This is a genomic window from Thermoplasmata archaeon, from assembly GCA_035622275.1.
Classification (GTDB): Archaea; Thermoplasmatota; Thermoplasmata; order Lutacidiplasmatales; family UBA184; genus Lutacidiplasma.
Genome location: DASPVQ010000019.1, coordinates 1 through 26,998, shown reverse-complemented (window position 1 = coordinate 26,998; position 26,998 = coordinate 1). Strand labels below are relative to the sequence as shown.

At 71.3% G+C, this 26,998-nt stretch carries 21 protein-coding genes and 1 tRNA gene; 9 read left to right on the top strand and 13 right to left on the bottom strand.

Annotated elements, in window-relative coordinates; translation table 11 throughout:
- Nucleotides 1-2 precede the first annotated feature (2 nt).
- The 8 genes from asd to VEL82_05115 all read right to left on the bottom strand — a co-directional run bounded on the left by asd (nucleotide 3) and on the right by VEL82_05115 (nucleotide 8,524).
- Nucleotides 3-1,085 (bottom strand): aspartate-semialdehyde dehydrogenase, encoded by a 1,083-nt coding sequence (asd, locus tag VEL82_05150; protein HXW67241.1) that lies wholly within the window; start codon nucleotides 1,083-1,085, stop codon nucleotides 3-5.
- Nucleotides 1,082-2,167, bottom strand: a complete 1,086-nt coding sequence (gene aroC, locus VEL82_05145; protein HXW67240.1) for a chorismate synthase — start codon at nucleotides 2,165-2,167, stop codon at nucleotides 1,082-1,084. Before aroC ends, asd begins: the two co-directional genes overlap by 4 nt.
- Complete coding sequence (gene aroA, locus VEL82_05140; GenBank protein ID HXW67239.1) at nucleotides 2,164-3,435, bottom strand: 3-phosphoshikimate 1-carboxyvinyltransferase; 1,272 nt, start codon at nucleotides 3,433-3,435, stop codon at nucleotides 2,164-2,166. The genes aroC and aroA overlap by 4 nt, the downstream gene beginning before the upstream one ends.
- Nucleotides 3,432-4,307 carry a shikimate kinase gene (locus tag VEL82_05135; protein ID HXW67238.1) on the bottom strand — a complete coding sequence of 292 codons (876 nt, stop codon included), beginning with the start codon at nucleotides 4,305-4,307 and terminating at the stop codon, nucleotides 3,432-3,434. The genes aroA and VEL82_05135 overlap by 4 nt, the downstream gene beginning before the upstream one ends.
- Nucleotides 4,289-5,800, bottom strand: coding sequence for a type I 3-dehydroquinate dehydratase (locus VEL82_05130; protein ID HXW67237.1), 1,512 nt, complete (start codon nucleotides 5,798-5,800; stop codon nucleotides 4,289-4,291). The genes VEL82_05135 and VEL82_05130 overlap by 19 nt, the downstream gene beginning before the upstream one ends.
- Nucleotides 5,797-6,828 (bottom strand): 3-dehydroquinate synthase II, encoded by a 1,032-nt coding sequence (locus VEL82_05125; GenBank protein HXW67236.1) that lies wholly within the window; start codon nucleotides 6,826-6,828, stop codon nucleotides 5,797-5,799. Before VEL82_05125 ends, VEL82_05130 begins: the two co-directional genes overlap by 4 nt.
- Nucleotides 6,829-6,837: 9 nt before the next feature.
- Nucleotides 6,838-7,626, bottom strand: coding sequence for a fructose-bisphosphate aldolase (locus tag VEL82_05120; GenBank protein ID HXW67235.1), 789 nt, complete (start codon nucleotides 7,624-7,626; stop codon nucleotides 6,838-6,840).
- A gap of 157 nt (nucleotides 7,627-7,783) precedes the next feature.
- Entirely contained in the window at nucleotides 7,784-8,524 is a 741-nt protein-coding gene (locus VEL82_05115; GenBank protein ID HXW67234.1) for an iron-containing redox enzyme family protein, read from the bottom strand.
- A gap of 88 nt (nucleotides 8,525-8,612) precedes the next feature.
- On the opposite strand from VEL82_05115, the gene VEL82_05110 reads away from it, so the two are divergent.
- The 3 genes from VEL82_05110 to VEL82_05100 all read left to right on the top strand — a co-directional run bounded on the left by VEL82_05110 (nucleotide 8,613) and on the right by VEL82_05100 (nucleotide 14,888).
- Nucleotides 8,613-9,926: a CoA transferase gene (locus VEL82_05110; GenBank protein ID HXW67233.1), complete on the top strand. Its 1,314-nt coding sequence runs from the start codon at nucleotides 8,613-8,615 to the stop codon at nucleotides 9,924-9,926.
- Complete coding sequence (locus VEL82_05105) at nucleotides 9,927-11,072, top strand: acyl-CoA dehydrogenase family protein (GenBank protein ID HXW67232.1); 1,146 nt, start codon at nucleotides 9,927-9,929, stop codon at nucleotides 11,070-11,072.
- A 66-nt stretch (nucleotides 11,073-11,138) separates the two neighbouring features.
- Nucleotides 11,139-14,888, top strand: a complete 3,750-nt coding sequence (locus VEL82_05100; protein ID HXW67231.1) for a protease pro-enzyme activation domain-containing protein — start codon at nucleotides 11,139-11,141, stop codon at nucleotides 14,886-14,888.
- A gap of 22 nt (nucleotides 14,889-14,910) precedes the next feature.
- On the opposite strand, the gene aceA is transcribed toward VEL82_05100, so the two are convergent.
- From aceA to VEL82_05085, 3 genes are all read right to left on the bottom strand, one after another.
- Nucleotides 14,911-16,248, bottom strand: coding sequence for an isocitrate lyase (gene aceA / locus VEL82_05095; GenBank protein HXW67230.1), 1,338 nt, complete (start codon nucleotides 16,246-16,248; stop codon nucleotides 14,911-14,913).
- Nucleotides 16,245-17,855 (bottom strand): malate synthase A, encoded by a 1,611-nt coding sequence (gene aceB / locus VEL82_05090; GenBank protein ID HXW67229.1) that lies wholly within the window; start codon nucleotides 17,853-17,855, stop codon nucleotides 16,245-16,247. The genes aceA and aceB overlap by 4 nt, the downstream gene beginning before the upstream one ends.
- Before the next feature lie 65 nt (nucleotides 17,856-17,920).
- A complete protein-coding gene (locus VEL82_05085; protein HXW67228.1) occupies nucleotides 17,921-18,508 on the bottom strand; it encodes a GNAT family N-acetyltransferase in 588 nt (195 codons plus the stop codon).
- Nucleotides 18,509-18,596: 88 nt separating this feature from the next.
- On the opposite strand from VEL82_05085, the gene VEL82_05080 reads away from it, so the two are divergent.
- The 4 genes from VEL82_05080 to VEL82_05065 all read left to right on the top strand — a co-directional run bounded on the left by VEL82_05080 (nucleotide 18,597) and on the right by VEL82_05065 (nucleotide 24,978).
- The gene (locus VEL82_05080) at nucleotides 18,597-19,934 is read left to right on the top strand and encodes a hypothetical protein (GenBank protein HXW67227.1); all 1,338 of its coding nucleotides are present in this window, start codon (nucleotides 18,597-18,599) and stop codon (nucleotides 19,932-19,934) included.
- Between the two features lie 31 nt (nucleotides 19,935-19,965).
- Nucleotides 19,966-22,110: a 4Fe-4S ferredoxin gene (locus tag VEL82_05075; GenBank protein HXW67226.1), complete on the top strand. Its 2,145-nt coding sequence runs from the start codon at nucleotides 19,966-19,968 to the stop codon at nucleotides 22,108-22,110.
- 97 nt (nucleotides 22,111-22,207) lie between these two features.
- On the top strand, nucleotides 22,208-23,977 hold the full coding sequence (locus VEL82_05070; protein HXW67225.1) for a S9 family peptidase: 1,770 nt from the start codon (nucleotides 22,208-22,210) through the stop codon (nucleotides 23,975-23,977).
- A gap of 26 nt (nucleotides 23,978-24,003) precedes the next feature.
- Nucleotides 24,004-24,978, top strand: coding sequence for a hypothetical protein (locus tag VEL82_05065; GenBank protein ID HXW67224.1), 975 nt, complete (start codon nucleotides 24,004-24,006; stop codon nucleotides 24,976-24,978).
- Here VEL82_05065 and VEL82_05060 read toward each other — a convergent pair.
- A complete protein-coding gene (locus VEL82_05060; protein HXW67223.1) occupies nucleotides 24,920-25,588 on the bottom strand; it encodes a PH domain-containing protein in 669 nt (222 codons plus the stop codon). The genes VEL82_05065 and VEL82_05060 overlap by 59 nt on opposite strands.
- Nucleotides 25,589-25,737: 149 nt before the next feature.
- Here VEL82_05060 and VEL82_05055 point away from each other — a divergent pair, with 149 nt between their 5' ends.
- Entirely contained in the window at nucleotides 25,738-26,205 is a 468-nt protein-coding gene (locus VEL82_05055; protein ID HXW67222.1) for a zinc finger Ran-binding domain-containing protein, read from the top strand.
- 187 nt (nucleotides 26,206-26,392) lie between these two features.
- Here VEL82_05055 and VEL82_05050 read toward each other — a convergent pair.
- Nucleotides 26,393-26,467: transfer RNA gene (locus VEL82_05050), tRNA-Ile, on the bottom strand.
- 209 nt (nucleotides 26,468-26,676) lie between these two features.
- Between VEL82_05050 and VEL82_05045 the strand changes: the two genes are divergently transcribed.
- Nucleotides 26,677-26,998 (top strand): MOSC domain-containing protein (locus tag VEL82_05045; protein HXW67221.1); only part of this gene is annotated, 322 nt, incomplete at its 3' end.

Genomic DNA, 26,998 nt, shown 5'->3' with positions numbered 1-26,998 from the left:
CGTCACGGGCCGGTCCCTCCGGAGACCGCGAGCCAGCCGCCGTCGTCCGCGAGCTCCGCGTTGAGGATCGAGCCCCCGGCGCCTCCGCGCACCGCGTTGTGCACCAGCAGGAAGAACCGCAGGTAGGGCGGTTCCCATCGGAAACGGCCGACGGTCACGGCCATGCCACGAGCTCGGGTCGGGCGACCGGCCCACCGGTCGCGTAGGGGCTGCGGTCGATCGGCCTCGGGCCGGACCTCGAGAGGTGGGTGGGGGGCCGTCGCGAGCGCGCGCCCGGCGAGCGGATCGTACTCGCCAAGCCGTCGCAGGATCTCGCGCAGCGACGGCCGGCGGGCGGCCTGGACCGTGACGGCCTCCAGGTGGCCTTCCCGGGTCGCCACCCGCGCGCACTGCGTCACGAAGGGGATCGGGAGTGGCGCGACCCGGGCGCCGCGTCGGCGACCGAGCATGCGCGCCGACTCGCGCGCGATCTTCTCCTCCTCGTGGGCGATGAGCGGCACCACGTTGTCGGTGATCGCGAGCGACGGGACTCCGGGATAGCCCGCGCCCGAGAGCGACTGGTACGTGGTCACGTGCACGGATCGGGGCGCGAGGAGCGAGAGGAGGGGGGCGATCCCCAGCACGAGTCCCGCCGCCGAGCAGTTCGGGTTCGTGACGAGGAGGCCGCGGCCCTTCGGCCGCCGGGCGGCGAGACCGAGATGGTCGGCGTTCACCTCGGGCACCAGCAAAGGGACCTGCGGGTCCATCCGATGGTCGGCTGCGTTGGAGAAGACATGCACGCCCCGGCGGACCAGCTCGGTCTCGAACGCGGCCGCCGTACCGGACGGCAGGGCCGAGAAGACCACGCGGACCCCGGCGCGCGCGAGCCGCCCGGGCGTCGCGCGGTCGAGCCGTTGTTCCGAGAGCCCGGGCGGCGCCGGTTCCGCCAGCTGCCAGACGTCCTCCAAGGTCCGGCCGGCCGAGCGCTCGCCCGCGCCCAGTACTTCGAGCTCGAACGTCGGATGCTCGTCGAGCAGCCGGGCGAAGTGCTGGCCGATGTAGCCGCTCGCGCCCAGGAGGGCGCTCGGGTACCGACGCTCGCTCATCGCAGGTATCCTCCCCGCAGCGCGAGGTCGGCGAGCGCGATCGCGGCCACGGACTCGAGGACCACCACCGCTCTCGGCACGATGCACGGGTCGTGGCGCCCCGCGACCACGATCGTCGTCGGCTCGCGGCGGGCGAGGTCCACCGTGGACTGCGGGCGGGCGATCGAGGAGGTCGGCTTGACCACGGCCCGGAAGACCACGGGCATGCCCGTGGCGAGGCCGCCCAGAATCCCGCCCGCATGATTGGTCGCCGTGCGGACCTGCCCGCCGACGAGGGCGAACGCATCGTTGTGCTCGCTGCCGCGCATCCGCGCCGCGGCGAATCCGGCCCCGAACTCGATCCCCTTGACCGCGGGCACCGCGAAGACCGCGTGCGCGATTGCGCCTTCGATCGAATCGAAGAACGGTTCGCCGAGGCCGGTCGGCAGCCCGTCGACGCGTACCTCCACGACGCCGCCCAGGCTGTCGCCGTCGCGACGCGCCGCCGCGATCGCCGCCTCCATCCGGCCGGCCGCCCCCGCGTCGGGGCTGGCCATCTCGTTCGCTCCTGCCCGCGCGCGCAGGGAGCCGAGGTCGAGATCCGAGGGGATCGTCGCGTCGACCGGCCCGATCGAACGGGTGTATCCCGCGAGCTCGATGCCCCGCGCCCCCAGCAGCTGGCGCGCGATCGCCCCGGCGATCACGAGTCCGACCGTCATGCGGCCGGAGAAGATCCCGCCGCCCGAAAGGTCCGCATCCGGTCCGTAGCGTACCCGCGCGGGATAGTCGGCGTGCCCCGGTCTCGGCGTGTCCCGTAGCCGATCGTACGGCTCGCGCTTGACGTCCTCGTTCGCGACGTGCGCTCGGATCGTGCCACCGTCCGCGCGCCCGTCGGAGATCCCAGCGTCGACGATCAGCCGGTCCTCTTCCTGGCGCTTCGTGGCGAGCCGGCGGCCGACCGGTCGACGCCGGTCGAGCTCGGCCTGGATACGGCTCAGATCGATCGCGGTCCCGGGCGGCACCCCGTCGACGGTCACCCCAACCTCGGGCCCGTGGCTGGTGCCGAAGATGGAGATCCGGAACGCCCGGCCGAACTCCATCATGTGCGCACGCTCGCCCCGAGCGATCGAAGGGCGTCCCAGAAACCGGGGAACGACTTGCGCACCGCCCCGGCGTCGGCGATGTGCGACGGCGTGCCCGCCGCGAGCGCTCCGACCGCGGCGCTCATCACCACGCGGTGGTCGTCGAGGTCGGTGAGTCGGAATCCACGGGGCGCGGAGGTGCCGCGGATCCGCAGGCCGCTGCGAGTCGGCCGGACCGACGCTCCGAGCGCGGCAGCGAGGCGGATCGCCTCGGCGCGTCGATCGGACTCCTTGTGGATCACGTGGGCCGCGCCGAGAAGCGAGCTCGCGCCGGGGACCGTGGCCGCGAGGACGGCCGCGAGCGGGTACAGGTCGGGGCAGGCGGTCAGGTCGACCCGGAACGGCGAGGGCCCACCCGACGCGACGATCGCGCCATCGGAGCGTACCTCCACTCTCGCGCCGCGCGCTCGCAGGAGCCCGAGGACCGCGAGATCCGCCTGCGGCAGGTCCGGCGGTATGCCGCGAACTCGCACGCGACCCCCCGAGATCGCCGCGCCCGCCCAGAGGTAGGCCGCGGAGGAGGCATCGCCCGGGACCCGGGAGCGCTGGCCCTCGTAGCGCTGCCGTCCCGGGATCGAGAAGTGCCGGCCCCACCGGCGCAGGCGTATCCCGTGCCGGCGCAGGATCGCGATCGTGGCCTCGAGATACGGCTCCGAGACGATCGTGCCGGTGAGTCGGAGCTCGGAGTCCTCGCCGAGCGTCGGCAGGGTGAGCAGGAGCGCGGAGGCGAACTGCGAGCTCTGGGAGGCGTCGAGCCGGACGGACCCCCCATGGATCGGTCCGACGAGCGTGAGCGGAAGCGTCCGACGCCCGGCAGGTCGTCGCACCTCCGCGCCCAGCGCGGCGAGGGCGTCGAGGAGCTCGCCCAGGGGTCGCTCGGGGAGTCGGCCCCGCCCCCGCAGGACGGTCCGCGTTCCGCTCCGCGCGGCGAGGGCCGCGATGAACCGTAGGGTCGTGCCGGACTCGCCGCAGTCGATCGAGCGACGTCGCGGAACCGTGCCTCGATCCGGAACGATCCGCCAGACCCCCCGGGCCCGCGAGACCCGAGAGCCCAGCGCGTCGATCGCCCGCGCCGTGGCCCGGGTATCGTCGGCGTCGAGCGGCCGCACGACCGAGAACCGCCGCCGGGTAAGGTGGCCGACGACGAGCGCTCGGTGCGTGTAGCTCTTCGACGGAGGGGCCTGGATCGAACCCTCGATCCGACCGGGCCGGACGGTCGCCAGGCTCATCGTGCCTCCCGCGGGAAGGGGCCGTCCGAGGAGAATCGAAGGCTCCGATGCGCCGAGGTCGGGCCCGGAAGCATCCGTTCGACCGATGCGATCCGATCGCTGGGTGCGATCGCGGCCAGGGCTGGGCCGAGGCCGCTGACCCCGCAGGCGAGCGCGCCCGCGTCGAGCAGCCGCGCGCGCGCCGCCGCGTAATCGTAGCCCAGGGCGCGCTCGACCAGCTCCGAGTTCTGCCGCATCGCCTCGACCCAATCGCCGCGCAGGGAGGCCGCGGCGGCCCGGCGGCCGGCCTCGTGCTCCCGTGCCAGGCGCGCGTGCAGGTCGGGCGCCGCGGCGTGCGTCTGCTCCGGAATGTACACGGCGACGCGAAGGTCCGGATCGAGCGGGATGGCGGCGAGGCGAGTTCGGCGCTCGTTGTCCGTCACGACGATGCCGCTCGTGAGGCCCGCGAGCGCGTCGTCGAACGCGCCCGTGGCGCTGACCCCGGCGGCGATCGACGCCCGGGCGGAGATCGCGGCGATGTCGGTCGGCCCGACCGACGCGTCGGTCGCCCGCGCGACCGCGAGCGCGACGGCCGAGCTGACGGCGCTCGAGCTCTTCAGGCCCCGCGCGACCGGCACCTCGGAGGCCAGGGAGAGCTCCCCCTGGCCGGAGCTCCCGGGCGCGAAACACCGAAGCGACTCCGACAGCGACTCGATCACCAGGGGTGTCCGCGTCGGGGGCTCGATCCGAACGTCCCAGCGCTCGCTCGAGCCGGACGGCCGCAACTCCAGTTCTGCGCGGACCGCGAGCTCGATGCCTGCGGCCGAGCCGATGCCGGTCGGGAGCGCGTTGACGATCGTGATGGCGCCCGTGCTCACGCCGACACCGCGCACGGTCCCTCCTCGATCGTCGCCGCGACCTCGGCCTCGTCCGGCTCCTCGCCCCACCAGATGCCGAAGCTCGCAGCGGCCTGGTAGACGAGCAACCGCCAGCCGTCCTCGTACGCCGCGCCGCGGCGTTGGGCCGTCTCGCGCAGCACCGGATGGGCCGGCGTGTACACCCAGTCGATCAGCCGCGATCGCTCGTCGATCCAGGGCGCGATCGCGACGCCGAGGTCCGCGTCGTCGGGGCGGCCGACCGGCGTCGCGTGCACGAGCAATGGGAACGGCCGGGGGCGGGCGGGGTCGAGCAGCTCGGCGCCGAACTGGGCGGCCACGGGCGCGGCGCGGGCGGTGTCGCGGGCGATGACCCCCGCTCGGGCCCCCAGCTCGCGGGCCGCGGCCAGGGTGGCCGCGGCGGCGCCGCCGGCGCCGACGACCGCGAGCTCGCCGCCGTCCCAGTCGTCCGAGGAGCGAAGCTCACCGAGTCGGCGCAGGATCGCGATGAGATCGGTGTTGTCCGCCTCGATCTCCCCCTCGCGGAAGGTGAGGAGATTGGCGACCGCGCACGTCTCGGCCGCCCGGGTGACCCGGCTCGCGACGGCGAGAGCGACCGGTTTCCAGGGGTGGGTGACGTTGAGGCCTCGGAAGCCGCCGGCGGCGAGCGCGGGCAGCGCGTCCACGAACTCCGACTCGCTCTCGATCTCGATGGGCACGTAGAGGCCCGGGTGCGCGGATCGCTCCATCCAGCGCGCGTGCAGGTACGGGCTCTGGGAATGCGCGACCGGTCGCCCGAGGATACCGAACAGCGGCGCCTCGCGGCCTCCGGACAGGAACCATCGCAGTCGGTCGACCGGGATCTGGCTCGGCTCGACGGTCGGCCGGGTAGCGCCTCCGGGCCTCTCGGGAAGGCTCGTGAACACGATCGGGTACTCGAGACGGGCGGCCCACGCGCGACAGAGCGCGCCGGAGGCGCCCGTGGTGAGCAGCAGCCGCGCGCCGTCGCCCGAGGGAGGGATCCGGGGCAGGAGCACGCGCAGGAAGGTGCCGACGGAGGCCGGAACCACGACCTTGCGGATCGCCTCGCCCCCGAGCGCGGAGCGCAGCGTCCCGACCACATCGGACTCGGCCGTCCCCGGCCGCAGGTGCGACGAAACGATGCGCACCGCGAGGTGCGTCGGGAGCGTGGGCAGCAGGGCGAGGTCCCGGGCGGCCTCGAGGTCGAGCCCCTCGAAGGGGAGGTCCGCGAGAGCTCGCAGCGCCGCGGCCCGCTCGGCCGGATCGTCCGGGCCCTCGCCCCCCTCCGCGCGCGAGCGCAGCGTCGCCAGCAGCGCCAAGGGGGACGGGAAGAGGGCAGCGGCGCGCTCTCGTTCGAGGGGGTCCCAGCGATCGAGCCGGACCTCGGCGAGGTCCGCGCCCGCATCGGCCGCCTCGCGAGCTTCCGCGCGAGCATCCGCGGCGGTCCGTGCGGGCAGGCTGACGACGAGGCGGGGGGCGTTCACCATCATCGCTCCTCGATCGTCTCCTCGATCGCCCGGCCGAGATGTCGGGCGGGGGGCAACTTCACGCCGTGCACGACCGCGCCGGCCCGCAGGTCGGTCGTCGCGATCCGCCCCGACTCTGTCGAGAGCCGGACGGTCTCGGCCTCCTGGAGAAAGACCGTGCGATCGGTGCCCGCGTCGTCCGCGTGCACGACGACGAAAGGTCGTCGTTCGATCTTGATCCGGCCCACGCGCACCGATCGGTTCGAGCCGGTCGGCTCCGCGACGAGCACCGCGTCGCCCGCGCCGAGCTCGGAGAGGTAGCGTGTCGAGCCGTCAGCCATCAGCACGTAGGAGTGGGCCGCGCCCGCGTTCACGCGGAACGGTCGGGGCCGGCTGAACTGCGAGCCGACGGCCTCGCTCGCGATGTGGAAGAGGAACGCGGCCGCGCTCCCCACGAGGAGCCCTTCCGCCGGCCGCAGCAGCGACGTCGTGTCGACGATGACCCGGTCTCCGACCCCCACGGGTCGGCTCGCCCGGACCGGCACCCGCGCCCAGTCGAGGTGCGAAGGAAGCGGGCCCTCGACGATGGACTCGAGCAGGTCGACCTCCTCGGGACTGCGGACCTCCACGAACACCCGGTCGGCACCGTGTTCGAGCGCACCGAGCGCCCCGGGCACCTCGAGCGGTCCCCTCGCGTAGACCCAGAGCGCGTAGCGGCGGCCGCGCGAGGCGATCGCGTTCTCGAGCGGGATGACCCGGTCGCCCGTCCACTCGATCACGAGGACGCCCTGGTCCGGGGCACCACGGGTCGCGGCGTCGAGCGCGGACTCGTCCCCGACCGTGACCACCGGGAGTCCGGGCTCCGGCGCGCCGGTGAGATAGAGGCGATCCCCCCGGCGCAATACGACCTCCTCGCCGGGATCGGGGCGCAGCGGCTCCGCGTGCGCGTCGTGGAACCGGGAGAAGCCGCGGCGTCGGGCCCGATCCACGATCGCGGCCCGGAGCGTCGGCTCCGTGGCGCGGATCGCGATCGTGACCCGGTCCCGCGTCACGGTCTCGACCTATCCCCCGTGGAGAAGAGCGGCGATCTGACGGGCGAGGGGGACGACCGGACGCCGCTGGAACAGGTTGCGGCCGATGCAGATACCGGCGCCACCGGCGCGCACGCTGTCCTCCACGATCCGAAGGAACGCGGCGTCGTCGTCGAGCCGCACGCCGCCGCCGATGAGCACCGGCACCGGGGTGGTCCGGCACAGGCGCGCGTACTCCTCGGCCGTGCCCGGGTAGCTCGTCTTGACGATGTCCGCGCCGAGGTCCGCGGCGGCCCGGGCCGCGTGGCGCAGCTCCTCCGGGGTGCCGCCGCTCGGCTTCTTGACGTAGGCCATGCACAGGAGCGGGAGGCCGAGCGCTCGGCACTGGTCGACCGCGAGGCCGAGGTCGGTCAGCATGTCGCCCTCCTCCGGCACGCCGAAGTTGACCTGGACCGACAGTAGGTCGGCGCCGAGCGCGACCGCTTCCTCAGCGGAGCCGACGAGACGCTTGTGGTTCGAGCTCGGCCCGAGACTGGTCGAGGCCGAGACGTGGACCCCGAGCCGCGTGGACGGTCGCAGGACCGGGGCGAGCTCGCGGACCGCCCCTTTGGTCACGATCAGCAGGTCAGCGCCGCCTTCCTGCAGATCGCGCGCGAGGGGGGCGAGCTCCTCCAGGCCGTCGATCGGTCCCATGGACAGCGCGTGGTCCAGCGGGACCGAGAACAGCCGGTATTCCGGCCGCGGGAACAGTCGGCGCAGTCGGATCGTCTTTCCGTACATCGGTTTCTTCTCCTTCGTTCCGTTCCGAAGGGAGGTCACCGAAAGGGGCCGACCCAAAAGCGTGGTGGGCACGCTGGGGGGCGCCCTCCCGGCGCCTCCCGTTCACCAGAGCCAGGCCCCGGCAGCCCGCAGGCCCGGCCGCGCCATGATCGAGCGGCCGCCCCGGTCTGCCATCGCTCCCTCGAGCCCGTTCCTATTATTTATGCTTCACTCGGGCGGGCTGGCCGTTCGCCGCCGCAAGGACGCCGTCGACCAGCAGTGCGTGGATCGAGAAGCCGCGCAGCATCTGGTCCCACATCTGCTTGCGGACGGGGGTCGAGGAGGCGAAGCCGGCGACGATCTGGCCGATCCACTCGCTGTGCTCCACATCCGCCGTGACGTGCAGTCGGTAGTACTCGAGGTGGTCCTCGTCGACCTGGTAGTGCCGGCGGAAGGCGGGCAGCAGCCGAGCGCACAGTTCGACGTTCGGCGGTTCGGAGGAGCCCGCCGCCGAGACGTAGAATGGATTGATCCGGTTCGTGTAGAGGAAGTCGTCGATCGCGACCATGGTGCTCGGCAGCAGCGGTGCCGACTGCACCTCGGCGCGTGGTACCCCGAGCCCCTCGCAGAACCGGAGCCAGAGCTCCGGGTGGCCGGGTTCCTTGCCCTTCGGGTCACCGGCTTCCTCCACGAGCTGGTCGAGGATCATGCGACGGTAGCGGTCGTTCGCCGGCTCCCACGAGCAGTTCGAGAACCGCTCGGCCATCGCGATGGGGACCGACGCGAGCCACGGGTAGAACTGCTGGACCCAGGCCGCGAGGAGCGGGCGCGGCACCTCTCCGCGCTCGATGCGGGCGAAGAACGGGTGCGTCTTGAACGGGTGGTTCGCCATCTTGAACTTCGTCAGCTCGTCCCGGAACCGCTCGCCCTCGTAGATCTCCCACGGCGCGCCCGTCATACGCGCGCCGGACCCGCGCGGCGTATTTGGGACGGGAGGTTTCGGGCTGAACCTCGGGATTTATCGCGCTCGCGGCACCTCGAGGGCGATGTCGTCCCCGACCGGCTCGGCACCGTTCCCTCCGCCGTTCGGGCCCCTCGAGGGGCTCCGCGTTCTCGAATCGGCCCGCTTCGTCGCCGGCCCTTGGGCGGCGACCTACCTCGCCGAGTTCGGGGCGAGGGTGATCCACATCGAGGGCCCGCCGTTCGGCCCGCCCTACGCCGACGCCACCCGGTCGCTCCGGCCGCTCCTCGCGGGCGACGATCCAGCGGACCGCGTGTCCGAGTCGTGGGTGCAGTATGCCCGGAACAAGCTCTCGGTGGGCCTCGATGTCCGCGACGCCGCGGGCCGGGCGGTCTTCCTCGATCTGGTGCGCGCCTCCGACATCTGGATCGAGTCGTCGCGCCCAGGGACCTACGCGAAATTCGGCCTTTCCGACGAGGCGGTCTGGGAGGCGAACCCGAGGCTCGTCATCGTGCACGTCTCCGGGCACGGGCAGACGGGCGAACCGAGCCGGGTCAACGCGCCGTCCTACGACTTGACCGCCCAGGCCTTCAGCGGGTTCCTCGCGCTACAGGGCGAGCCGGATCCTCGGCCGCCGATGCGCAGCGGGACGGCGCTCAACGACACGGTGACGGGTCTCGCGGCGGCGACGGCGGGACTGATGGGCTACGTCTGCGCGCAGCGGACCGGCCGCGGGCAGTCCGTCGATGTCGCGCAGTACGAGGTGTTCTTCATCTTGCTCGAGAACCTCGCGCTGGACTACTTCATGCGAGGAGTCGTCCGGGGGCGCTACGGGACCGCGCACCCCCGTCTCCACCCGTACGATGTCCACCGCGCGGCGGATGGGTGGGTCGTGGTCGCCGCTCCGACCCCCGAATCCTGGCGTGCGCTCCGCGCGCTGATCGGCTTCCCCGATGCCGGGTACGACGACCGGGACTTTCGCCTAGCGCATCGCGAGCCGGTCGACCGCGCGATCGCCGAGTTCTGTGGGTCGCGCTCTCGCGACGAGCTGGAAGCGCTCGCGCGGGCGCACGACGTCGCCATCAACCGGGTCCCCGACATCGCCGAGCTGGCCCGGGATCCGCATTACCGGGCCCGAGGGATGTTCGTCGAGTGGGACGACCCCATCGCGGGCCGGGTCCGGGGGGCCGGCGTCGCGCCGCGCTTCTCCGCGACGCCCGGGGGCGTCTGGCGCGGCGCGCCGTGGCTGGGCCAGGACAACGACCGGGTGCTCGGTGGCGTTCTCGGCTATTCCGCCGATCGGATCGAGCGACTCCGGCGCGATGGAGTGGTCGGCGCGGACCCTCCGAAGGGCCCGGCATCCTCCGCGGCGCCGTTCTATCGACGAGGTTCGTCGTAGATGGCCGAGCTTCCTCCGCTGCCCGCCGATCCGCTCGCAGACGAAGTGCGTGGGCTCGCCGAGCGCCTCCGCCTCGGGGAGCGAGCCCGAGCGATCGACCGGGACCGGGAGTTCCCGCGCACGGAATTCCGCGCGTTGGGCGAGGCGCGCATGCTGGGCCTTCACGTTCCGCCGCGCCTGGGGGGGCGCGGTCTTCCGCTGCCGCGGGTCGGGACCCTCCTCTTCCACCTCGCGTATCACGGCGGCACGGCGTTCGCGAAGCTCTCGCTGCAGCCCGAGTTCTGCGCGGTACTCGCCGACCACGGCGCCCCCGAGATCGTCGACGAGTGGTTTCGGCCGATGATGCGCGGAGAGCGGCTCGTCGGCAACCAGATGACCGAGCCCGGGGCCGGCTCGGATGCCGCGGCGATCGGTCTAAGGGCCGAGCGGACCCCGGAGGGATACCGCCTGACGGGGACCAAGAGCGAGGTCGCCTTCGCCACCGAGGCCGATGCCGCGATCGTCTACGGACGATGCGATGCGGCTTCGAAGGGGATTTCGGCGTACCTCGTCCCCCAGGACCGAGCCCGCGTGGAGCGCGAGCTCGGGGCGCCGGACCTCGGCGAGCGCTGGCAGCGACGGGGCACGGTCCGCTACGCTGGCGCGACCGTTCCCCGAGAGAACCTGCTGGGGCCGGAGGGCGCGGGGCTCGACCTCGCCCGCGCCGAGCTCGTCCGCGAGCGGGCGCTCCTCGCGTCGATCTACCTGGGCGTCGCGCGGGCCTCGTGGGACGAGACGGTGCTCTACGTCGAGGAACGCCGCGCCTTCGGGCGAACCCTCCGCGAACAGGAGGCCGTCGCGTTCCCCCTGGTCGAAGACGGGGCGGCGCTCGAGGCCGCTCGGTTGTACGTCGACCGGGCGCTCGAGAACGTGGAAGCGGGGCGGCCGGCGGACGCGATCACGGCGATGGCGAAGTGGCTCGCGGTCGAGGCCGCCCTGCGCACGCTCGATCATGCGATCCAGTTCCACGGGGGCCGCGGCTACTCCGGTGGACTTCCCCACGAGCGGCGCTGGCGGGACGTGCGCAGCGGCGCGATCGCCCACGGGCCCTCCGAGGTGATGCATCTGGTCGCGGCACGCCATCTGTGGCCCAAGCCGCGGCCCTGACAACCCTTATCTTCGGCCAACCCCCGGGGCGTCGAGCGCCGCGACGCCCGCGCTCCGGACCACCTCGTGATCGGAACCGAGCGTCGAGTTCGTGCGAGGGTCTCGACCCTTCTGGCGCTCGCGATCCTCGTCCTGAGCACCGCCGCCGGCTCGGCTGCGATCGTCGCGGTCGGCGCGTCGACCGAACCGATTCATGGACTCCTCGTGCCACCGCTCGCCGCGCTGGAGCAGGGGCCCCGAGCCGCCGTGCCGCTGCTCCCGAGCGACCGTCCGACGCTCGGCGCGGTTCCGACCGACGTCTCCCCGAGCGGAGCGCAGAGCGTGTTCGTGTCCTTCGCGCCATCGAACCAGTCGGCCCTGCGCGTCTTCCTCGCCGCGCTCAGCGACCCATCGTCGCCGGAGTACCATGAGTACCTGACGGCTCCCGAGTACTCGGCGAGGTACGCTCCCTCCCCCGCCGCCTACGCGACCGCGCTCGAGTACTTCGAGTCCTTCCCGGTGCAGGATCTGCAAACGTTCAGCGATCGCGCGGGCATCGGGTTCACGGCCGCCCCGAGCGTGCTCGCCCAGATCTTCGGGACGACCCTCCGGACCTACGCCTCGGGTGGGTCGAGCTACGTCGCGCCGGCCGGCAGCCCTACGCTGCCCGAGGCGTTCGGGGCGTCGGTCGACCAGGTATCGGGACTCGGTACCCGCACCGCGCTGCTCGCGACCACGCTCTCGCTCGAGCGCTCCTCCACGGCGCCCGCGGCCGCGAGCCCGTCGCGGCTGGTGCAGGACGGGTTCCTCGCGCCGGCTCAGGCCGGTCCGATCCAGTACGAGTACGCGCCCGACTTCCAGGTCGCCTACGACGAGCAGTCGCTGTTCAACACCTCGGGATTCCCCACGAACCAGACGATCGCGACGATCCTCTGGAGCGGAGAGTACGGGGCGACGAACGACTCTTCGGTCTGCTCCTCGCTTTCGCTGAACGAGGCGGTCGGCCCGTACGACCCGTCCGACATCGGCTCGTTCTTCAACGCGACGCTCCCGGCCGGGGAGCCTCACGCGGAGGTCTTCCCGGTGCCGCTCCACGACGCCCCGTACCCCAGCCCCCAGGCGTCGTGCGACACGACCGGGGCGGTGTTCGAGAACACCCTGGACCTGGAGATGGCGGGATCCACCGCGCCGGGCGCGCATCTCTACAACATCTACGTTCCCGATGCAGCGCGGACCGAGGCCGACTTCGATGACGCCATCGCCTTCGCCCTCAGCCCGAACGCCTCCGAGTCGGGGCTGAAGAACGTCTCCGTCATCTCGAACTCCTGGGGGGAGCCGGACCTCAACGACACCGCCTGGATGGACTCGCTCGAACAAGCCCAGGCACGCGGGATCACGGTGCTCGCCGCCAGCGGTGACTCCGATGACAGCAAGTCGAGCTCGAAGTACGTGGGAGGACCCGACTGGACGGAGTTCCCGGCCTCCATGGCCTACAGCACGTTCGGGATGACGGCCGTCGGTGGGACGGTAGTCACCCTCAACGCCACGACCCTCGAGCTCCAGAATCAGACCGTCTGGAACGAGTCGGTCGGCTACACTCACGGCGACCCGGTCGGCTCGACCGGCGGGATCAGCTCCGTCTTTCCCGAGCCGTCCTGGCAGCGGACGACGTCGGCGAACGTCGTGATCGGGGGTGCCGGTCGCGGCGTCCCCGACATCGCCGGCCTCGCCAACGACACGCTCGTGACGTTCAGCGTCAACGGCGAACGGTTCAATGCGACGAACGCCACCCACGGCGGGGTGTTCTACTTCGCCGCCGGGACCAGCGTGGCGACGCCCCTCGCGGCGGGATTGATCGCGACGATCGACCGGGCGCTGCTCGTGCACCACGACCCGGCGGTGGGATTCCTCGATCCGAACGTCTACCGCATCGCGAACGTCGAGTACACGCCGATCCCGACGACGCCGACCACGGGGGACTACGCGGTCCCGCAGTACAACTCGAGCCTGCCCGCGCGCCCCTTCCAGGACGTCCTCTACGGCTCGAACTATGCCGAGGCCGCGCGGACCGGCTACAGCCTCGTCACCGGATGGGGGTCGCTGGACGCCTACAACTACACGATCTACGTGCTCAGCGTCAGCTCCGACGGCGTGAAGGGCCACCTCACGGCCCTCCAGGACCGACTCGACCTGACCGGCCTGGCCGTGACCTCCACGCTGCCCTCGTTCGTCGGCGGCGGGATCAACACCTACTTCAACGCCTCGACGCAGCAGAACTTCTTCGTCGCCGACAGCCTCGGCGCCCCGATCTATTGGATCCAGAACGTCATCTACATCAGCGGGACCCCGGGCGACTGGGCGATGAACTTCAGCGGCTGGGTGGTGTATCCGTTCTGGGGAATCTATCCGGCGCTCGCCGGCTACGAGTACAACTTCCCCGTCTCGGGCCTGATCGAGCCGCTGCCGCTCGACCTCAATCTCACCACCTCGCTGTCGAATCCCGGCGGCTTTGACACCCAGAGCGTCACGTTCTCCTTCGGCGCGCCGGGCACGCCGGCGCTCTCGCTCCCCGTTCCCGGCGCGTCGTACATCCTCGGCAGCCTCAACGCGACGTTCTCGTGGGAAGGCACGTGGTATACGAACGGGCCGTACGCCGGCGTGCCCGCGAACCTCAGCGGGTTCCTGGCGCCTCAGTTCGGGTTGGTCGGCGGTCCCAGCTACGGGATCGGCAACTTCCTGCCGCCGACCGGCGGAACGCTGTCCGCCTGGATCGAGCCGAGCGGCGTCGGCCAGTTCCTCGCCGCCGCCACCGAGCTCGTGACGCCGTCCTTCACCCAGACCGGGGAGAGCTCGAGCAACCTCACCTACGCCCAGGTCGGCGGGAATGTCTACCAGCTCCAGTACGGGCTCGGCAGCACGACGCAGGGGGTCGCGCAGTACGAGGGCGTCGTGCCCGAGACCCAGACCGTCCAGTTCAACGAGACCGGCGCCCCGCTCGACACGAGCTGGTTCGTCAACCTCAGCACCGGACTCTCGCTCGAAGCCCCGGGGACCGATCTCACGATCTCGACCACCCTGGTCGCGGGGCTCTACGGGTTCGCCGCGAGCGAGAGCGACCCGAACGTCGTGATCTCACCGGACAACGGCAGCTTCCGCGTCGTCGGCGCTACCGTCTACATCGATCTCGCGATCACGCCCGCGACGGGGACGGTGCTGTTCGTCGAGAGCGACCTGCCGACCGGGACGAGCTGGTTCATCAACGTCACCGGCGGTCCCCGGCTTTCGAGCTCGGGCACCGAGATCGAGCAGACGCTGACGGTCGGGCTCTACGACTTCACCGTCACGGACGGGAACGCGAGCTGGGCCCCCCCGGAGTACGTGGCCTCGGTCGACGTCGCCGTGGGCACGAACCGGGTGCCGATCACGTTCCACCTGGTCCTCTTCGGCGTGACCTTCCACGTCCTCGGCCCCGCCGGCGAGGTCGTCGACTGGAACCTGTCGGTGGACGGGCAGATCTACGAGAGCGGCCCGGCGGTCACGAGCTATCTCGAGTTCCCCAACGGCACCCACCACTTCGTTATCACCGGCGTCTCCGCCGGGTTCACGGTCTCGCCGGCGAGCGGCTCGTTCCCGGTGGAGGGCGCGCCGGTCACCGTCGCGATCAATTTCAGCGCGAACGCGACCGCGCCCCCGCCGGCCCCGACGTACTTCGGCCTCGGGCTGGCCGAGCTCGTGGCCATCGCGGCGCTCGTCGCGATAGGGTTGCTCGCGGTCGCCCTGGTCGCCACCCGCCGACGTCGGCCGCCCGAGCCCCGCCGCGACCCACCCGCCGGATAGACGATCGCCGCCCGGGCGGACGTCAACCCGCCCGGGGCCGACCGGAGCGCGAGCGACCGGGCTCCGTGGCGACGTCCGGGGACGCGGCCGGTGGCGGCGCCGAGAACTGCTCGCGTTCGGTCGAGCCGCTCATGGCGAGGGTCGAGGTGAGGCCTCCTGAGAGGACCTGCGCGACGTCGTCGAAGTAGCCGGTGCCGACGAACGACTGGTGCTTGACGGCGGCGTATCCCTCCTCCTCCGCGCGGAACTCCTCCTCCTGGAGCTCGGAGTAGGCGGTCATCCCGCGCTGCGCGTAGCCCCGCGCGAGACGATAGACCGAAAGGTTCAGCGCGTGGAACCCGGCGAGGGTGACGAACTGGAACTTGTAGCCCATCTTCGCGATCGCGCCCTGGAACTCGGCGATCGCGTCCGGGGCGAGCTTCTTGCGCCAGTTGAACGACGGCGAGCAGTTGTAGGCGAGCAACTTGCCCGGGTGCTCGAGATGCACCTCCCGCGCGAACCGCTCCGCGTCCTCGAGATCGGGGCTCGAGGTCTCGAACCACAACAGGTCGGCGTACGGTGCGTAGGCGATCGCGCGCGAGATCGCCATGTCCAGGCCGCCGGTGATCTCGTAGAACCCCTCGGGGGTCCGCTTCCCCGTGAGGAACGGCGCATCGCGCGGGTCGATGTCGCTCGTCAGGAGCTTGGCGCTGAGCGCGTCGGTTCGCGCGACGACGAGCGTCGGGACCCCGAGGATGTCCGCGGCCAGGCGGGCCGCCCATAGCTTCTGGTTGAACTCGCGCGCCGGGACGAGGACCTTGCCGCCCATGTGGCCGCACTTCTTCACCGACGCGAGCTGGTCCTCGAGGTGGAGGCCGGCCGCGCCCTCCTCGATGAGCGCCTTGGTCAGCTCGAATACGTTCAGCGTCCCGCCGAATCCGGCCTCGGCGTCGGCGACGATCGGAGCGTACCAATAGACGTCGCCCCGTCCCGCCGCGTGCTGCTTCTCGTCCTCGCGGCGCAGCGCGTTGTTGATCCGACGGACGAGCGCCGGCATCGAGTCGGCCGGATACAGGCTCTGGTCGGGATAGGTCTGGTCCGCGGTGTTCGCATCCGCCGCGACCTGCCAGCCGCTCGCGTAGATCGCGGGGAGACCGGCGGCGACCATCTGCACGGCCTGCGTGCCGGTCATCGCCCCGAGGCTGGGCACGAACGGCTCGGAGCTTAGCAGGCGCCAGAGTCGACGCGAGCCGAGCTGCGCCAGCGTGTACTCGACCCGGACCGACCCGCGCAGCCGCTCAACGTCCTCGGGCCGGTACGGGCGTACGACACCGGCCCAGCGGTCGTCGCTCTTCCAGGCCGTCCCGATCGCCTCGCTCATCCGCTCCCCCCGCTCGGCGGCTCGAGCCGGTCGTAGGCGTCCCACGTGATAAACTCCGCGAGCGCCTCCGACGTAACGGCCCGATCGAGGAGCCGGACCGCGCCGTCGATCGCGGCGTCCCGACCGGAGGGGCCAGACTCCGCTCGCAGCTCCGCGACCTCGGCATCGAGCGCCGCGCGGAAGCGGGCGATGTCGACGACCCCGCCGTCCTCGGTCGTCGCCCCGTGGTGGATCCACTGCCAGAGCTGGCTGCGCGAGATCTCCACCGTCGCGGCGTCCTCCATCAGGTGGTCGATCGGAACGCAGCCCGCTCCCCGGAGCCAGGACTCTAGGTAGCGCACGGAGACGCGGACGTTCCGGCGGATCCCGTCCGCGGTGACCGCGCCGCGCGGCAGCTCGACGAGCTCTTCGGGTCGCGCGGGTCCGCCGTGCGGCACCCGATCGATCTGGTTCGGCGTGGTCATCCAGCGGTCGAACACCTCGCGGGCGATCGGCACGAGACCGGGATGGGCGACCCATGTCCCGTCGTGGCCGGCGCGCGCCTCGCGTTCCTTGTCCGCCACGACCGAGGCGATCGCGCGAGCGTTCGCCTCGGCGTCGTCCCGGATCGGGATCTGCGCCGCCATGCCCCCCATCGCGTGGGCTCCCCGCCGGTGGCAGACCGCGATGAGGTGGCGGGAGTACGCGGCGAGGGACGGGCCCGTCATCGTGAGCAGCCGCCGGTCCGGGAAGACGACCTCGGGTCGGTCCTGGTACTGTTTGATCATGCTGAACAGGTAGTCCCATCGCCCGCAGTTGAGGCCCGCCGAGTGTTCGCGCAGCTCGTAGAGGATCTCGTCCATCTGGAAGGCGGCCGGTAGGGTCTCGATCAGGCTGGTCGCGCGGATCGTGCCCCGGGGCACGCCCGCCACGTCCTCCGAGAAGGCGAACACGTCGTTCCAGAGACGGGCTTCCAGGTAGTGTTCCAGCTTCGGCAGATAGAAGTACGACCGGGCGCCGCGCGCGCGTAGCTCGCGGGCGTTGTGGTGGAAGAACAGTCCGAAATCGACCAGGCTCGCCGACATCGGACGGTCGGCGACCGTCACGTGCCGTTCCTGGAGGTGCCAGCCTCGAGGACGAACCATGAGCACGGCCGTGCGCGTCGCGAGCCGGTACTCCCGTCCGTCCGCCGTCGCGAAATCGATGCGTCGGCGGACCGCGTCGGACAGGTTGATCTGACCGGCGAGCGTCGCCGCCCACAGCGGGGCATGGGCGTCCTCGAAGTCGGCCATGTAGACCGACGCGCCGGAGTTGAGCGCGTTGACGACCATCTTTCGCTCGGCGGGCCCGGTGATCTCCACCCGACGATCGCGGATCTCCTCGGGCGGCGGCCGGACCCGCCAGTCCGACGTCCGCACGCCTTCCGTTTCGGTCGGGAACTCCGGGCGCGTGCCGGCCGCGACGCTCGCTCGGAACGTCCCTCGACGGCCCAGGAGCTCCCGGCGACGGTCTTCGAAACGTGCGTCCAGCTCGCCGAGGAACTCCAGCGTCGGACGGTCGACGATCTCCCTCCCCCGCCCCGGCAGGTCGCCGCGGACCTGCGCCCGGGGGGCGACCGGAGCGAGCATGCGTCGGCCTCAGTGCGCGCCGCCCGCCCGAAGGGGGTGATCGGGGTCGTCGCCGCCGGCGCCGGTCATCGACGCGCCTCGGACCCGCGGCGCGTAGATAAGCCTCGGTCCCGCGCTCGACGGGGCGCCGGCGGAAGCAGGTCGAGTCGCATCTCATTGGTCGCCCGGAACCCTTGGCGGGCGTAGATGGACCGGCCCGCCTCGGTCGCGTGCAGTTCCACGCGCGGGTAGCCGCACGCCCGGGCGTCCGACACGAGCCTCGCCACGAGGCGACTCGCCAGACCCCGGCGCCGGTACGCCGGCGCGGTCACCACGGAGAAAACGTACGGGATGGACGTGTGGGGAAAGCGGGGCGATGGCTGGCGAGGACGCAGCCAGGCGAGCGCGCTCGCGACCGGTCGTCCTCGCCCGTCGAGGGCGAGGTAGCCGCTGAGGCGGCCCGCCCGAAACTCCTCGAGGAACCAGCGGCGGAACCGGGGCAGGTAGTGCCGGAGGGTCGAAGTTCGGACGCCCCCGATGTCGTGGTAAAGGAGCGAGCGCTGGCGGAGCAGGAAGGGCAGATCGGCGGGGCGTACCGGTCGAAGCGCCCCGCCGCGCAGTGGGCTCGCGATCGGGCGGCGACCCGGGCGGGACCGGGACCGCACGCGCGGCATTCCGACCGGCGAGAATCGGACGGAGGGTTAAAGCGGTCGGCACGGTCCGAACCCACGCGATATAAGGTCGGGGGTGACCTACTACCCGGTGTCAGAGGAACACCCGCTCCTCCGCGCGGTCTCCGTCCTGACGCTCGGCGAGACTCGGGCCCTCCTCCGCCGATCCCACGCGCGGATGATGGTGGCGTTCTTCGCCATCCTGTACGCCCTCGGGTCGATGGCGCTCGGGGGCATGCTGATCGTCGCCCACGTGTCGGGGGGCTACGGGGTCGAGATCCTGTGGTGGAACGCGCTCGGTATCGGGCCCTGGAACTACCCGGGTCTTCTGATCGTAGGTCCATGGGGTGTCCTGTCGCTACCGTTCCTCGCGACGATCGCGATGGTCTTTGTCTCCATCGGGGTCGGGCTCGGAGTCTCGGTCGCGATCCTGCTCATCGTGCGACTGATCCGGGACCGCCAGATCCGAGCAGCGCGGGGCGCGGGGGTCTCCACGATCGCGGGCTTGACGCCGGCGATGGTCGCGCTGGTGACGCTCGGGGCATGCTGCTCCACCGTAGCGGCCGCCACGGCCGGCGTGGGCCTGGTGGCCCAGGCGAGTGGCTCGACGCTCAACAACCTCCTCGTGAACAACTGGTTCCTCGATGTGTTCCAGATGGTCGTCGTGTTCGTGGCGCTGCTCGCTCAGGAGCTCGTGCTCCGCGTCTACGGCGGGCTCATTGGACTTCGCGCTGGGAGCGATGGCTCGGCATCGGCTCCGGCCTCGACCCCCGTGACCCGATCCCGCCTCGTCGCGGGAGGAGCGTTGCGGGCCGCGCTGCTGGTCGCCGGACTCACCTGGTCGCTGGCGATGTTCGCCCAGTGGACGACCGTCGTCCCTCAGGGAGCTTCGGCCGCGCTCTGGTTCCAGTGGCTGGTCCAGCACCAGCTGCTCGGCGTCTTCGCGCTCGCCGTGGCACTGCGGCCGACCGCGGTGCAGCGATTCCTCGGTTCGACACGACGGTCGCCACTCGCGTGGGTGCTGCGCGTGGCCCTCATCGTGGGAGGGATCTCGCTGGTCGCGTGGACCCCGCCCGCGGTCGCCGCGGCCGGCGCGCCCGGATTCGTCAACGAGCTTTTCGGGGTGCTGGGCCTTCCGACGGCGTGGGGAGCGGTCCCGCCGGTGTTTGCGCCGGGCGTCGCCCTGTATCTCCGATGGGGCTTCCAGTACGGGCTCCTCGGCACGTTCGCCTTGGTGGCGGGGATCCGACCGTCCCTGGCGCTGGCCCCGACTCAGTGGGGACTCTACGAACCCTCCACGGTGGCTCCAGGCTCCGCATGGCGCGAATGGCCCTCGCCGGGCTGGCGAGAGGGCGAGGCATCGGCCCCCAACGCGGCCCGGACTCGTGCGGTGAGCCCGCCGGCCGCGAGCGCGGGCCGGCCGCCCTAAAGCAGCGTTCCAACGGAGGTTCGATCTCGGGATGACGATCTCGAGCGAGCTGGTGCTGTCGGTCCTGGCCGCTGGCATGGTCCTCACCACGGCGGGTCTGGTCAAGTGGGCGTCGACGGCGCGCACGGCCCTCCGGGCGGCCACGGTGCTCTTCCTGCTGATGATGATGGCCGGGATGCTGATCGGCGCGGCGATCTACTTCCTGCATCCGGGCGCGACCGGACTCGTGGAAGGCTTCTGGGTCGCGAGCGCGCTCATGTCGGTGAGCGTTCTCGCCGTATTCGTCGCGTTCCTGCAGGAGGCGCGCGCGCAGGCCGCCGAAGGGGAGCGATACAGCTCCCCGGGCCTGCGCCACACCGCCGGCTTCGTCGCCTCGGTCATCGCCCTCGTCTTCGTCAACGAGCTGCTGATGGGTTGGACGTTCTCGGCGGCGGCGGGCTCGGCGATCGGCAGCTCGGGCTCAGGGCTCGCCGGGACGTTCGGCCTGCTGATCGCGGTAGTCAACTCGCCCTGGTTCCTGTTCACGATGTCCGGCGAGATGATCGTCACCGCCGTCCTGCTCCGGGACCAACTGCCGCGACCCCTGTTCATCACGGCGCTCTTCCAGGCCGGTATCATGTTCCTGTCGCCGCCGGCGCTCACCGCCGGCTGGTGGACATCGCTCGCGATCTACGGCTCCAGCGTGCTCATGATCGTCCTGTTCGTCTACGCGATGGAGTTCCTCTACCGCCACCGGGAGCTCCCCGGCGGCTTCGCGACCTACCTCGTCGCCCTCCTCGGGATCTACGGCCTGATGATGGCCGGGATCTTCGTCTGGCAGTACTACGGCGACGCGAGCCTCTTCGCCCTCTCGGTCGCGGCCGAGATGGTACTGTTCTACGAGGCCGTGGTGCGTCCCGAGCGTCTCGCGGCGCGCCCCGGCCTCACCTGGCAGCTCAACGCGCGATGGGCGTTCAGCGTCCTGGCCGCGATCTTCGTCGCGGAGCTCTTCATGGGCGCCGTCCTCGACCTCGCGCTCGAGCCGAGCCTCTACGTCGGAGCGTTCGGGGCGCTGCCGGTCGCGGGCGGCGTCGCTACCGCCACGGGGAATGCGCTCCAGAACGGGTTCTGGTTCATCGCCACGGTGACCGGCTCCACCTGGTTCCTCGCGATGATGGGCGCCGAGATGGGAGCGCTCGTGGTGTTCAAGTACCGGGAGACGAAGAGCCGGGAGACCCGGATCCGGCTCGGGTTGATGCTCGGCTGCTACGGGGCGTTCGCGGTGTTCTACCCGAGCCTGTACTACGGGCTCGCCTTCCCGAACGCACCGAGCGGGACCACCGTGCCGGTCCTCGGATGGAGCATGGGGATCGGGTCGGCCCCGCTCGCGGTCGGGGTCTTCGGCGTCCTGTTGATCACCTACGCCGTCACCGGAATCCTCACGTTCCTCTTCGGCCGGCGCGTCGTCTGCTCCGTCTTCTGCACGGCGCCGCTGATGTATCAGGGGACGACGATCGACGCGATGAAGTCGTTCAACGCGCACAGCCCGATCGGCCGGAGGTACCTCTCGAGCCGCCTGTCCAACGCCTACACCGCGACGACCGGAGCGGTGATGGGATCGCTCGCGATCGCGTCCGTGATCAGCTACCTGAACACGACCGGGCGCACGAGCTGGTACCTGCCGGGCTCGGTCGACCCGACGGTCTTCCTCTTCAGCCTGTACTTCGGCGTCCTCTGGTATGTGATGTTCGTGACGATCCCGTATACCGGCAACTACAACTGCGTCACGATGGGGTGGTGCTACACCGGCACGTTCGCCCAAGCGTTCCAGAAGCTCGGGCCGTTCAAGCTGAAGGTGCACTCGAAGGACGTGTGCCGGGCGTGCACGACGGTCGACTGCGCGAAGGGCTGCCCCATCGGCCTCACCGACATGCCGGGCCACTTCCGTCGCACCGGGGAGTTCCGGAGCACGAAGTGCTGCGGCGTTGGCAACTGTGTCGAGGCCTGCCCGTACGGCAACCTCTACATCTACGACATCCGTCACTGGATCCGCGAACGGCTCGGGCTTCCGATCCGGCCGTCGCCGTCGCCGATGCTACCGATGGCCCGCCCCTCCGCCCCCTCGCGACCCGCCGCCGCCGCGTCCACGGCCAGCGTCGGGCCCGCGACCGCGGCCAGCGCGCGCAGCCGTCTCTGAGCCACTTCCCGGCCGAAGCGCTTACGCCCGTGACGCGTTCCGGTCGCCAGTGAACGCCCGGCCGGAGAGCACCGCGAACCCGGCGGACAGGGTCTGGATGGACCGCCCGCTCTCGAGTGACCCGAGCCTGTCGGCGGATGGGCAGTGGCTGTACTACGTCTCGGATCGGGAGGGCGTTCCGCAGCCCTGGCGGCAGCCGGCCCGCGGCGGGCCGGCCGAGCGGCTCTCCCGTGCCCTCGAACGAGCGGGGAGCGTACTCGCCGCGCGGTCCGGCGACGCCGTGATCGTTTCGCAGGATCGGGGGGCGAACGAGCACTGGCAGCTGCTCCTCTGGTCCCGCGACGGGGTGGGCGGGGCCCGCGCGATCACCGACGCGCCCAGCGTGATCCATTCTCCCGGGGCCTGGCGCGACGACCACCGCTTCACCTTCTCCAGCAACGAGCGCGACGCTCGGTTCTTCGACTCGTACGAGATCGACGTGCGCACCGGCGGCCGTCGCCGGATCCACCAGCTCGACAGCCGGTTGGCCGTGGTCGCCGCCGACGCCGGTCGGGTGCTCGAGGCCGAGGCGCACACCCCGCTCGATCACGACCTCTACCTCATCAGCGAGGGAGCTCCGCGACTGCTCACGCCGCACTCGGGGGAGCAGACGGTCTTCGGCGCCGATCTGACCCCGACCGGCGTGCTGGTGGCGACCAACCCCGAGCGCGAGTTCGCCGCCCTGTTCGCCTACCGCGAGGGACGCACTCCCGAGCTCCTGAGGGCCTACCCGGGCGACGTCGAAGCGCTGCGGACCGACCCCGTCGCGCAGACCGTGGCCGTCGTGGTCAACCGGGACGGCGCGAGCGAGGTGCATCTGGTGGACCTCGCGACGGGCGAGGACCGGCGCGTCCCGCTCCCCGCCGTCGGGGTGGTCCCGTCGGCGCCGGTCTGGTGGCCCGACGCGAGCGCCTTCGTCTTCGAGTTGAGCTCCCCCCAGCTCGGCGTCGAGCTCTGGAAGTGGGACCGCGGCACCGGCGCGACGACGCCGCTCACCCATGGCCCCGCGCCGCTGCCAAGGACGGTGAGCGATTGGTCGCTCGTCTCGTACCGGGCGAGCGACGGTCTTCCGATCCCCTACTGGGAGTTCGGTCCGCGCGACGGAGCCCCGCGTGGGACGATCGTGGTCGCGCACGGCGGACCGGAGTCGCAGGCCCGACCGCGGTTCGTGCCGCACCATCTGATGCTCGCGGCCCGCGGTTGGCGAGTGGTCTTCCCGAACATCCGCGGGAGCACCGGCTACGGTCGCACGTACGTGCACCTGGACGACGTCCGACGTCGGCCGGACGCCCTCCGGGACCTCCGCGATCTGGCGGATCACCTCGTCGCCTCCGGCAAGGTGAGCCCCGGCCGCCTCGGGATCTACGGCGCGAGCTACGGGGGATTCCTGGTCCTCGCGTCGATCGCCGCCGATCCCGAGCGCTGGGGGGCGGCGGTCGACGTGGTCGGGATCTCGAACCTGGTCACGTTCCTCCAGAATACGGGCCCCTGGCGACGGAAGCTGCGGGAGGCGGAGTACGGTAGTCTGGAATCGGATCGAGAGTTCCTCGAAGCGATCTCGCCGATCCATCGGGTGGACCGGATCACGACACCGCTGCTCGTGATCCACGGCGCGAACGATCCCCGGGTGCCGATCGAGGAGGCGGAGCAGATCGTGGCCGCCCTGCGCGCCCGAGGTCGGCCGGTCGAATTCCTGCGCTTCGACGACGAGGGCCACGGACTCGTGCGGCGCGCGAATCGGGTCGAGGGCTTCGGTGCGATGCTCGACTTCTTCGACCGCTATCTGGGGAACGGGGCGCCGGCGGGCGGGCCTCGTGCCGCCGACTGAGGTGGCGGGGGCTCCGCGCTGCGTCGATGTCTCCGCGGTGGACGGCGCTCCTCTACGTCCTGCTCGCGCTGTCGACGGTCCCGCTCCTGGTAGGGACGACGGTACCCGGGTTCCTCTTCCTCATCGTCCCGATCTTCCTCGTGACCGTGCTCGTCGCCCGCGGGCTCGACCGGCGCGCCGACGCGGTCCCGTGGGCGGTGCCGGCGCTGCTCGCCGTGGGCGGCGGGATCGCCGTCGTGTCGGTGCTCACCGGCGTCCTCAACGGGCTCTCGGACGAGCCGTACAGCACCCCGGCCTATGCCGCCCTCGGCTGGAACCTCTACAGCCACCCGGTCGTGTTCTACTACGTCCAGTACGGCAAGACCTACCTCGAGAACTCCTACGACGTCTACCTGCCGCTGCTCGCCTTCGTTCAGATCCCGGGGGTCGATTACCGCTGGATCTCCCTGATCGCCTGGGCTGCCATGCTCTATCTGCTGCGGGGGAACGGGCGAGCGCTCGCCGGCCTCGCGGTCCCCTGGGTGCCGCTGCTCGCCGCCAACGGACAGAACGACTTCGTTCCGCTGTTCGCCCTCACGCTGGCGCTTGCGTTCACGGGGCCCCTCGGACGGGCGCGCTGGGCGGCCGAGGTGTTCGCCCTCGCGCTCAAGCAGCTCGCGAACGTGGTGGTCGTGCTCTACCACCTGGCCCGCCGTGAGTACGTTCGGGCGCTCGCCGCCGTGGCGATCACGGCCGCGATCCTGGCGCCGTTCCTCTACCTCGACGCGTCAGGGGTCTGGTGCCACGTGATCGTCGGCGACCCCGGATCGACCTGCACCAGCCGGCCGCTCTCGTTCTTCGTGTTCAAGCGCAACTACTGGCTGTACCCGACCTGGGTCGCGGTCGTCTTCTACGCGCCGCTCCTCGACCTCGTGCGACGACTCGGCTCGGCGCTGCGACGGCCTAGGTCCCCACGACCGGCGCCGGGCCCCCGGAGCGATTCGCCACCAGGGCCTCGGTGAGGCTCTCGACGTCCTTCTCGATGCCGTAGGGGTCCGGGACCAGGAGCCATTCCTCGACCCCGGGGGGCTCGTCGGGCCTCCGGCCGGGATGCTGGGACGCCACGACCGGTGCCGCGCCGGGAAACTGCAGGGAGTTGAGGCGCACGAAGCCGATGCGCAGCGCTCGCTGGACCATGCTCTGCTTGACCTCAACGTCCCGGATCTGGACCAGCGGGATCTCCTCGAACTCCGTGCCGAGGATCCCGTATTGGTGGAGGACCCGGAAGTTGGTCACGGCGAAGACGTACCGTGCCCACCGCCACAAGACGAAGAATCCGTAGACGCCGGCCGCCACGGGCACGAGCAGCGCGATCGTGGCGATCGTCAGGCGCGCATCCGAGCCGGCGCTCACGAGCGTGCGCATGACCGGCGTCAGGTACGGGATCGTCCCCAGCACGGTCGTCAACCCGGTCCACAGCCAGTAGTCGACGAACCCAAAGACGGCGATCCAGACGATCAGCTTCGGCAGTACGCCCCACAGAGACTCGTGGCTGGCCCGCCGCACCACCTCCCGGTCGCCCAGGATCTTGCGGCGGACGAGCCGAGAGCCCTGGCCCAGCTGGTACGGCATCGGCGATCGCGTTCGGATGGTCCTCCGCGCCATAAGCGTTCGTGCGGGGGCCGCGGGAGGCGACGTTCGCCGAGGGAGCGCATCCGCGGGCGCGGCCGCCAGCCTAAAGAATCGGGGACCGAATCGCCACTCGCATACCGGAAGAGCCCATGCTTCTGCGACCGGGAGAGCGAGCCATCGCCACCGAGGTGGTCGACGCCGACGACGACGGGGAGGACCTGCCGGGGGTGCTCTATCTCACGAACCTGCGGCTCGTCTTCGAGGGGACCGTCGGCGGCAACCTGCTCAGCCCCGGGACGCCCCGCACGCTGCTCGACGTCGATCTAGAGCAGGTCAGCAACGTCGTCATGACCGATCCGGCCATCGGCCGCCCGCGCCTCAACGTCGAGACGGAGCGGGGCGCCAACGCCTTCACGTTCAAGACGCGCAGCGCGGCGGCCTGGGTGCATTCCATCACGAGTGCCCGATCGGCCCGACTGTCCGCCCCTCGGGCGCCGGCGGCGGGCGCCACGGCCCCGTCCCCGAGCGCTCCGGCCGTCTACCTCCATTGTACCCACTGCGGCACCCTGAACCCCGCCGGACGCACCCGCTGCGCGAGCTGCGGGGCCGCCCTGTAAGCGTTCGAGGACCTCCTTGCTGCGTCGGTCCAGAGAGCCGGGCTTGGGGACGGCGACGGTTCGTGACCGCCGGAGGGGCAGCGAGGCCCCCGTGCACACCGCGCCGATGTGGCCGACCGGGCGACGGCGGCCGGGCCATCGAACGAGCTTCCGAGGTCCCGCCCGGGGGGACGGCTCACCCGATCGATGGGCCCAGTCGGATTTGAACCGACGACCTCCCGGTTATCAGCCGGGTGCTCCAGCCAACCTAAGCTATGGGCCCTGCGACAGCGGCAGGATGATTCGGCTTTAGGCATTTCGGCGAAATCCTCGGCACCCTCTCGGGGGAAGGCGTTTAGGGGTCGTTCGACCGTAGCGACGGTCGCGGCCGGGAGGGTGGGCCCGGGGAAGCGTTCCGTGGTCGACGAAATCGAGACGAAACCTGCTCCAGATCTTCCGGGGGGTCCGATCCCCAGCGTCGTCGGGAGGGTCGTGCAACTGAGCCTCAAGCCTGAGACCCCGGGCGAGCGGGGCCTTCCGAAGCGGTCCGTCGAGCATGTACGGCTGAAGCACACGGGTTTGGAGGGGGATTTCAACCGATATCGCCACGAGGAGAAGCACGACGACCCAGCGATGGCGGTGCTGATCCTTCCGCTCGAGATCATCGAAGAGTTCCGGCGAGAAGGCTGGCCGGTCCGCCCCGGGGACTTTGGCGAGAACATCACTTCCAAGGGAATTCCGAACGCGCAGTATGCGGTCGGGCGCAGCTTCGAGGTCGGAGGTGCGTTGGTCGAGATCACCAAGCCGTGCGATC

Bases quoted from the DNA above. Each gene is read 5' to 3' on its own strand.
- aroA (HXW67239.1), bottom strand. From the start codon at position 3,435: ATGAGCCTGGCGACCGTCCGGCCCGGTCGGATCGAGGGTTCGATCCAG.
- aroC (HXW67240.1), bottom strand. From the start codon at position 2,167: ATGATGGAGTTCGGCCGGGCGTTCCGGATCTCCATCTTCGGCACCAGC.
- aceB (HXW67229.1), bottom strand. From the start codon at position 17,855: ATGCTCGCTCCGGTCGCCCCCCGGGCGCAGGTCCGCGGCGACCTGCCG.
- VEL82_05085 (HXW67228.1), bottom strand. From the start codon at position 18,508: ATGCCGCGCGTGCGGTCCCGGTCCCGCCCGGGTCGCCGCCCGATCGCG.
- VEL82_05075 (HXW67226.1), top strand. From the start codon at position 19,966: ATGACGATCTCGAGCGAGCTGGTGCTGTCGGTCCTGGCCGCTGGCATG.
- VEL82_05115 (HXW67234.1), bottom strand. From the start codon at position 8,524: ATGACGGGCGCGCCGTGGGAGATCTACGAGGGCGAGCGGTTCCGGGAC.
- VEL82_05130 (HXW67237.1), bottom strand. From the start codon at position 5,800: ATGATGGTGAACGCCCCCCGCCTCGTCGTCAGCCTGCCCGCACGGACC.
- VEL82_05065 (HXW67224.1), top strand. From the start codon at position 24,004: ATGTCTCCGCGGTGGACGGCGCTCCTCTACGTCCTGCTCGCGCTGTCG.
- VEL82_05060 (HXW67223.1), bottom strand. From the start codon at position 25,588: ATGCCGTACCAGCTGGGCCAGGGCTCTCGGCTCGTCCGCCGCAAGATC.
- VEL82_05070 (HXW67225.1), top strand. From the start codon at position 22,208: ATGGACCGCCCGCTCTCGAGTGACCCGAGCCTGTCGGCGGATGGGCAG.
- VEL82_05110 (HXW67233.1), top strand. From the start codon at position 8,613: ATGTCGTCCCCGACCGGCTCGGCACCGTTCCCTCCGCCGTTCGGGCCC.
- VEL82_05105 (HXW67232.1), top strand. From the start codon at position 9,927: ATGGCCGAGCTTCCTCCGCTGCCCGCCGATCCGCTCGCAGACGAAGTG.
- asd (HXW67241.1), bottom strand. From the start codon at position 1,085: ATGAGCGAGCGTCGGTACCCGAGCGCCCTCCTGGGCGCGAGCGGCTAC.
- aceA (HXW67230.1), bottom strand. From the start codon at position 16,248: ATGAGCGAGGCGATCGGGACGGCCTGGAAGAGCGACGACCGCTGGGCC.
- VEL82_05055 (HXW67222.1), top strand. From the start codon at position 25,738: ATGCTTCTGCGACCGGGAGAGCGAGCCATCGCCACCGAGGTGGTCGAC.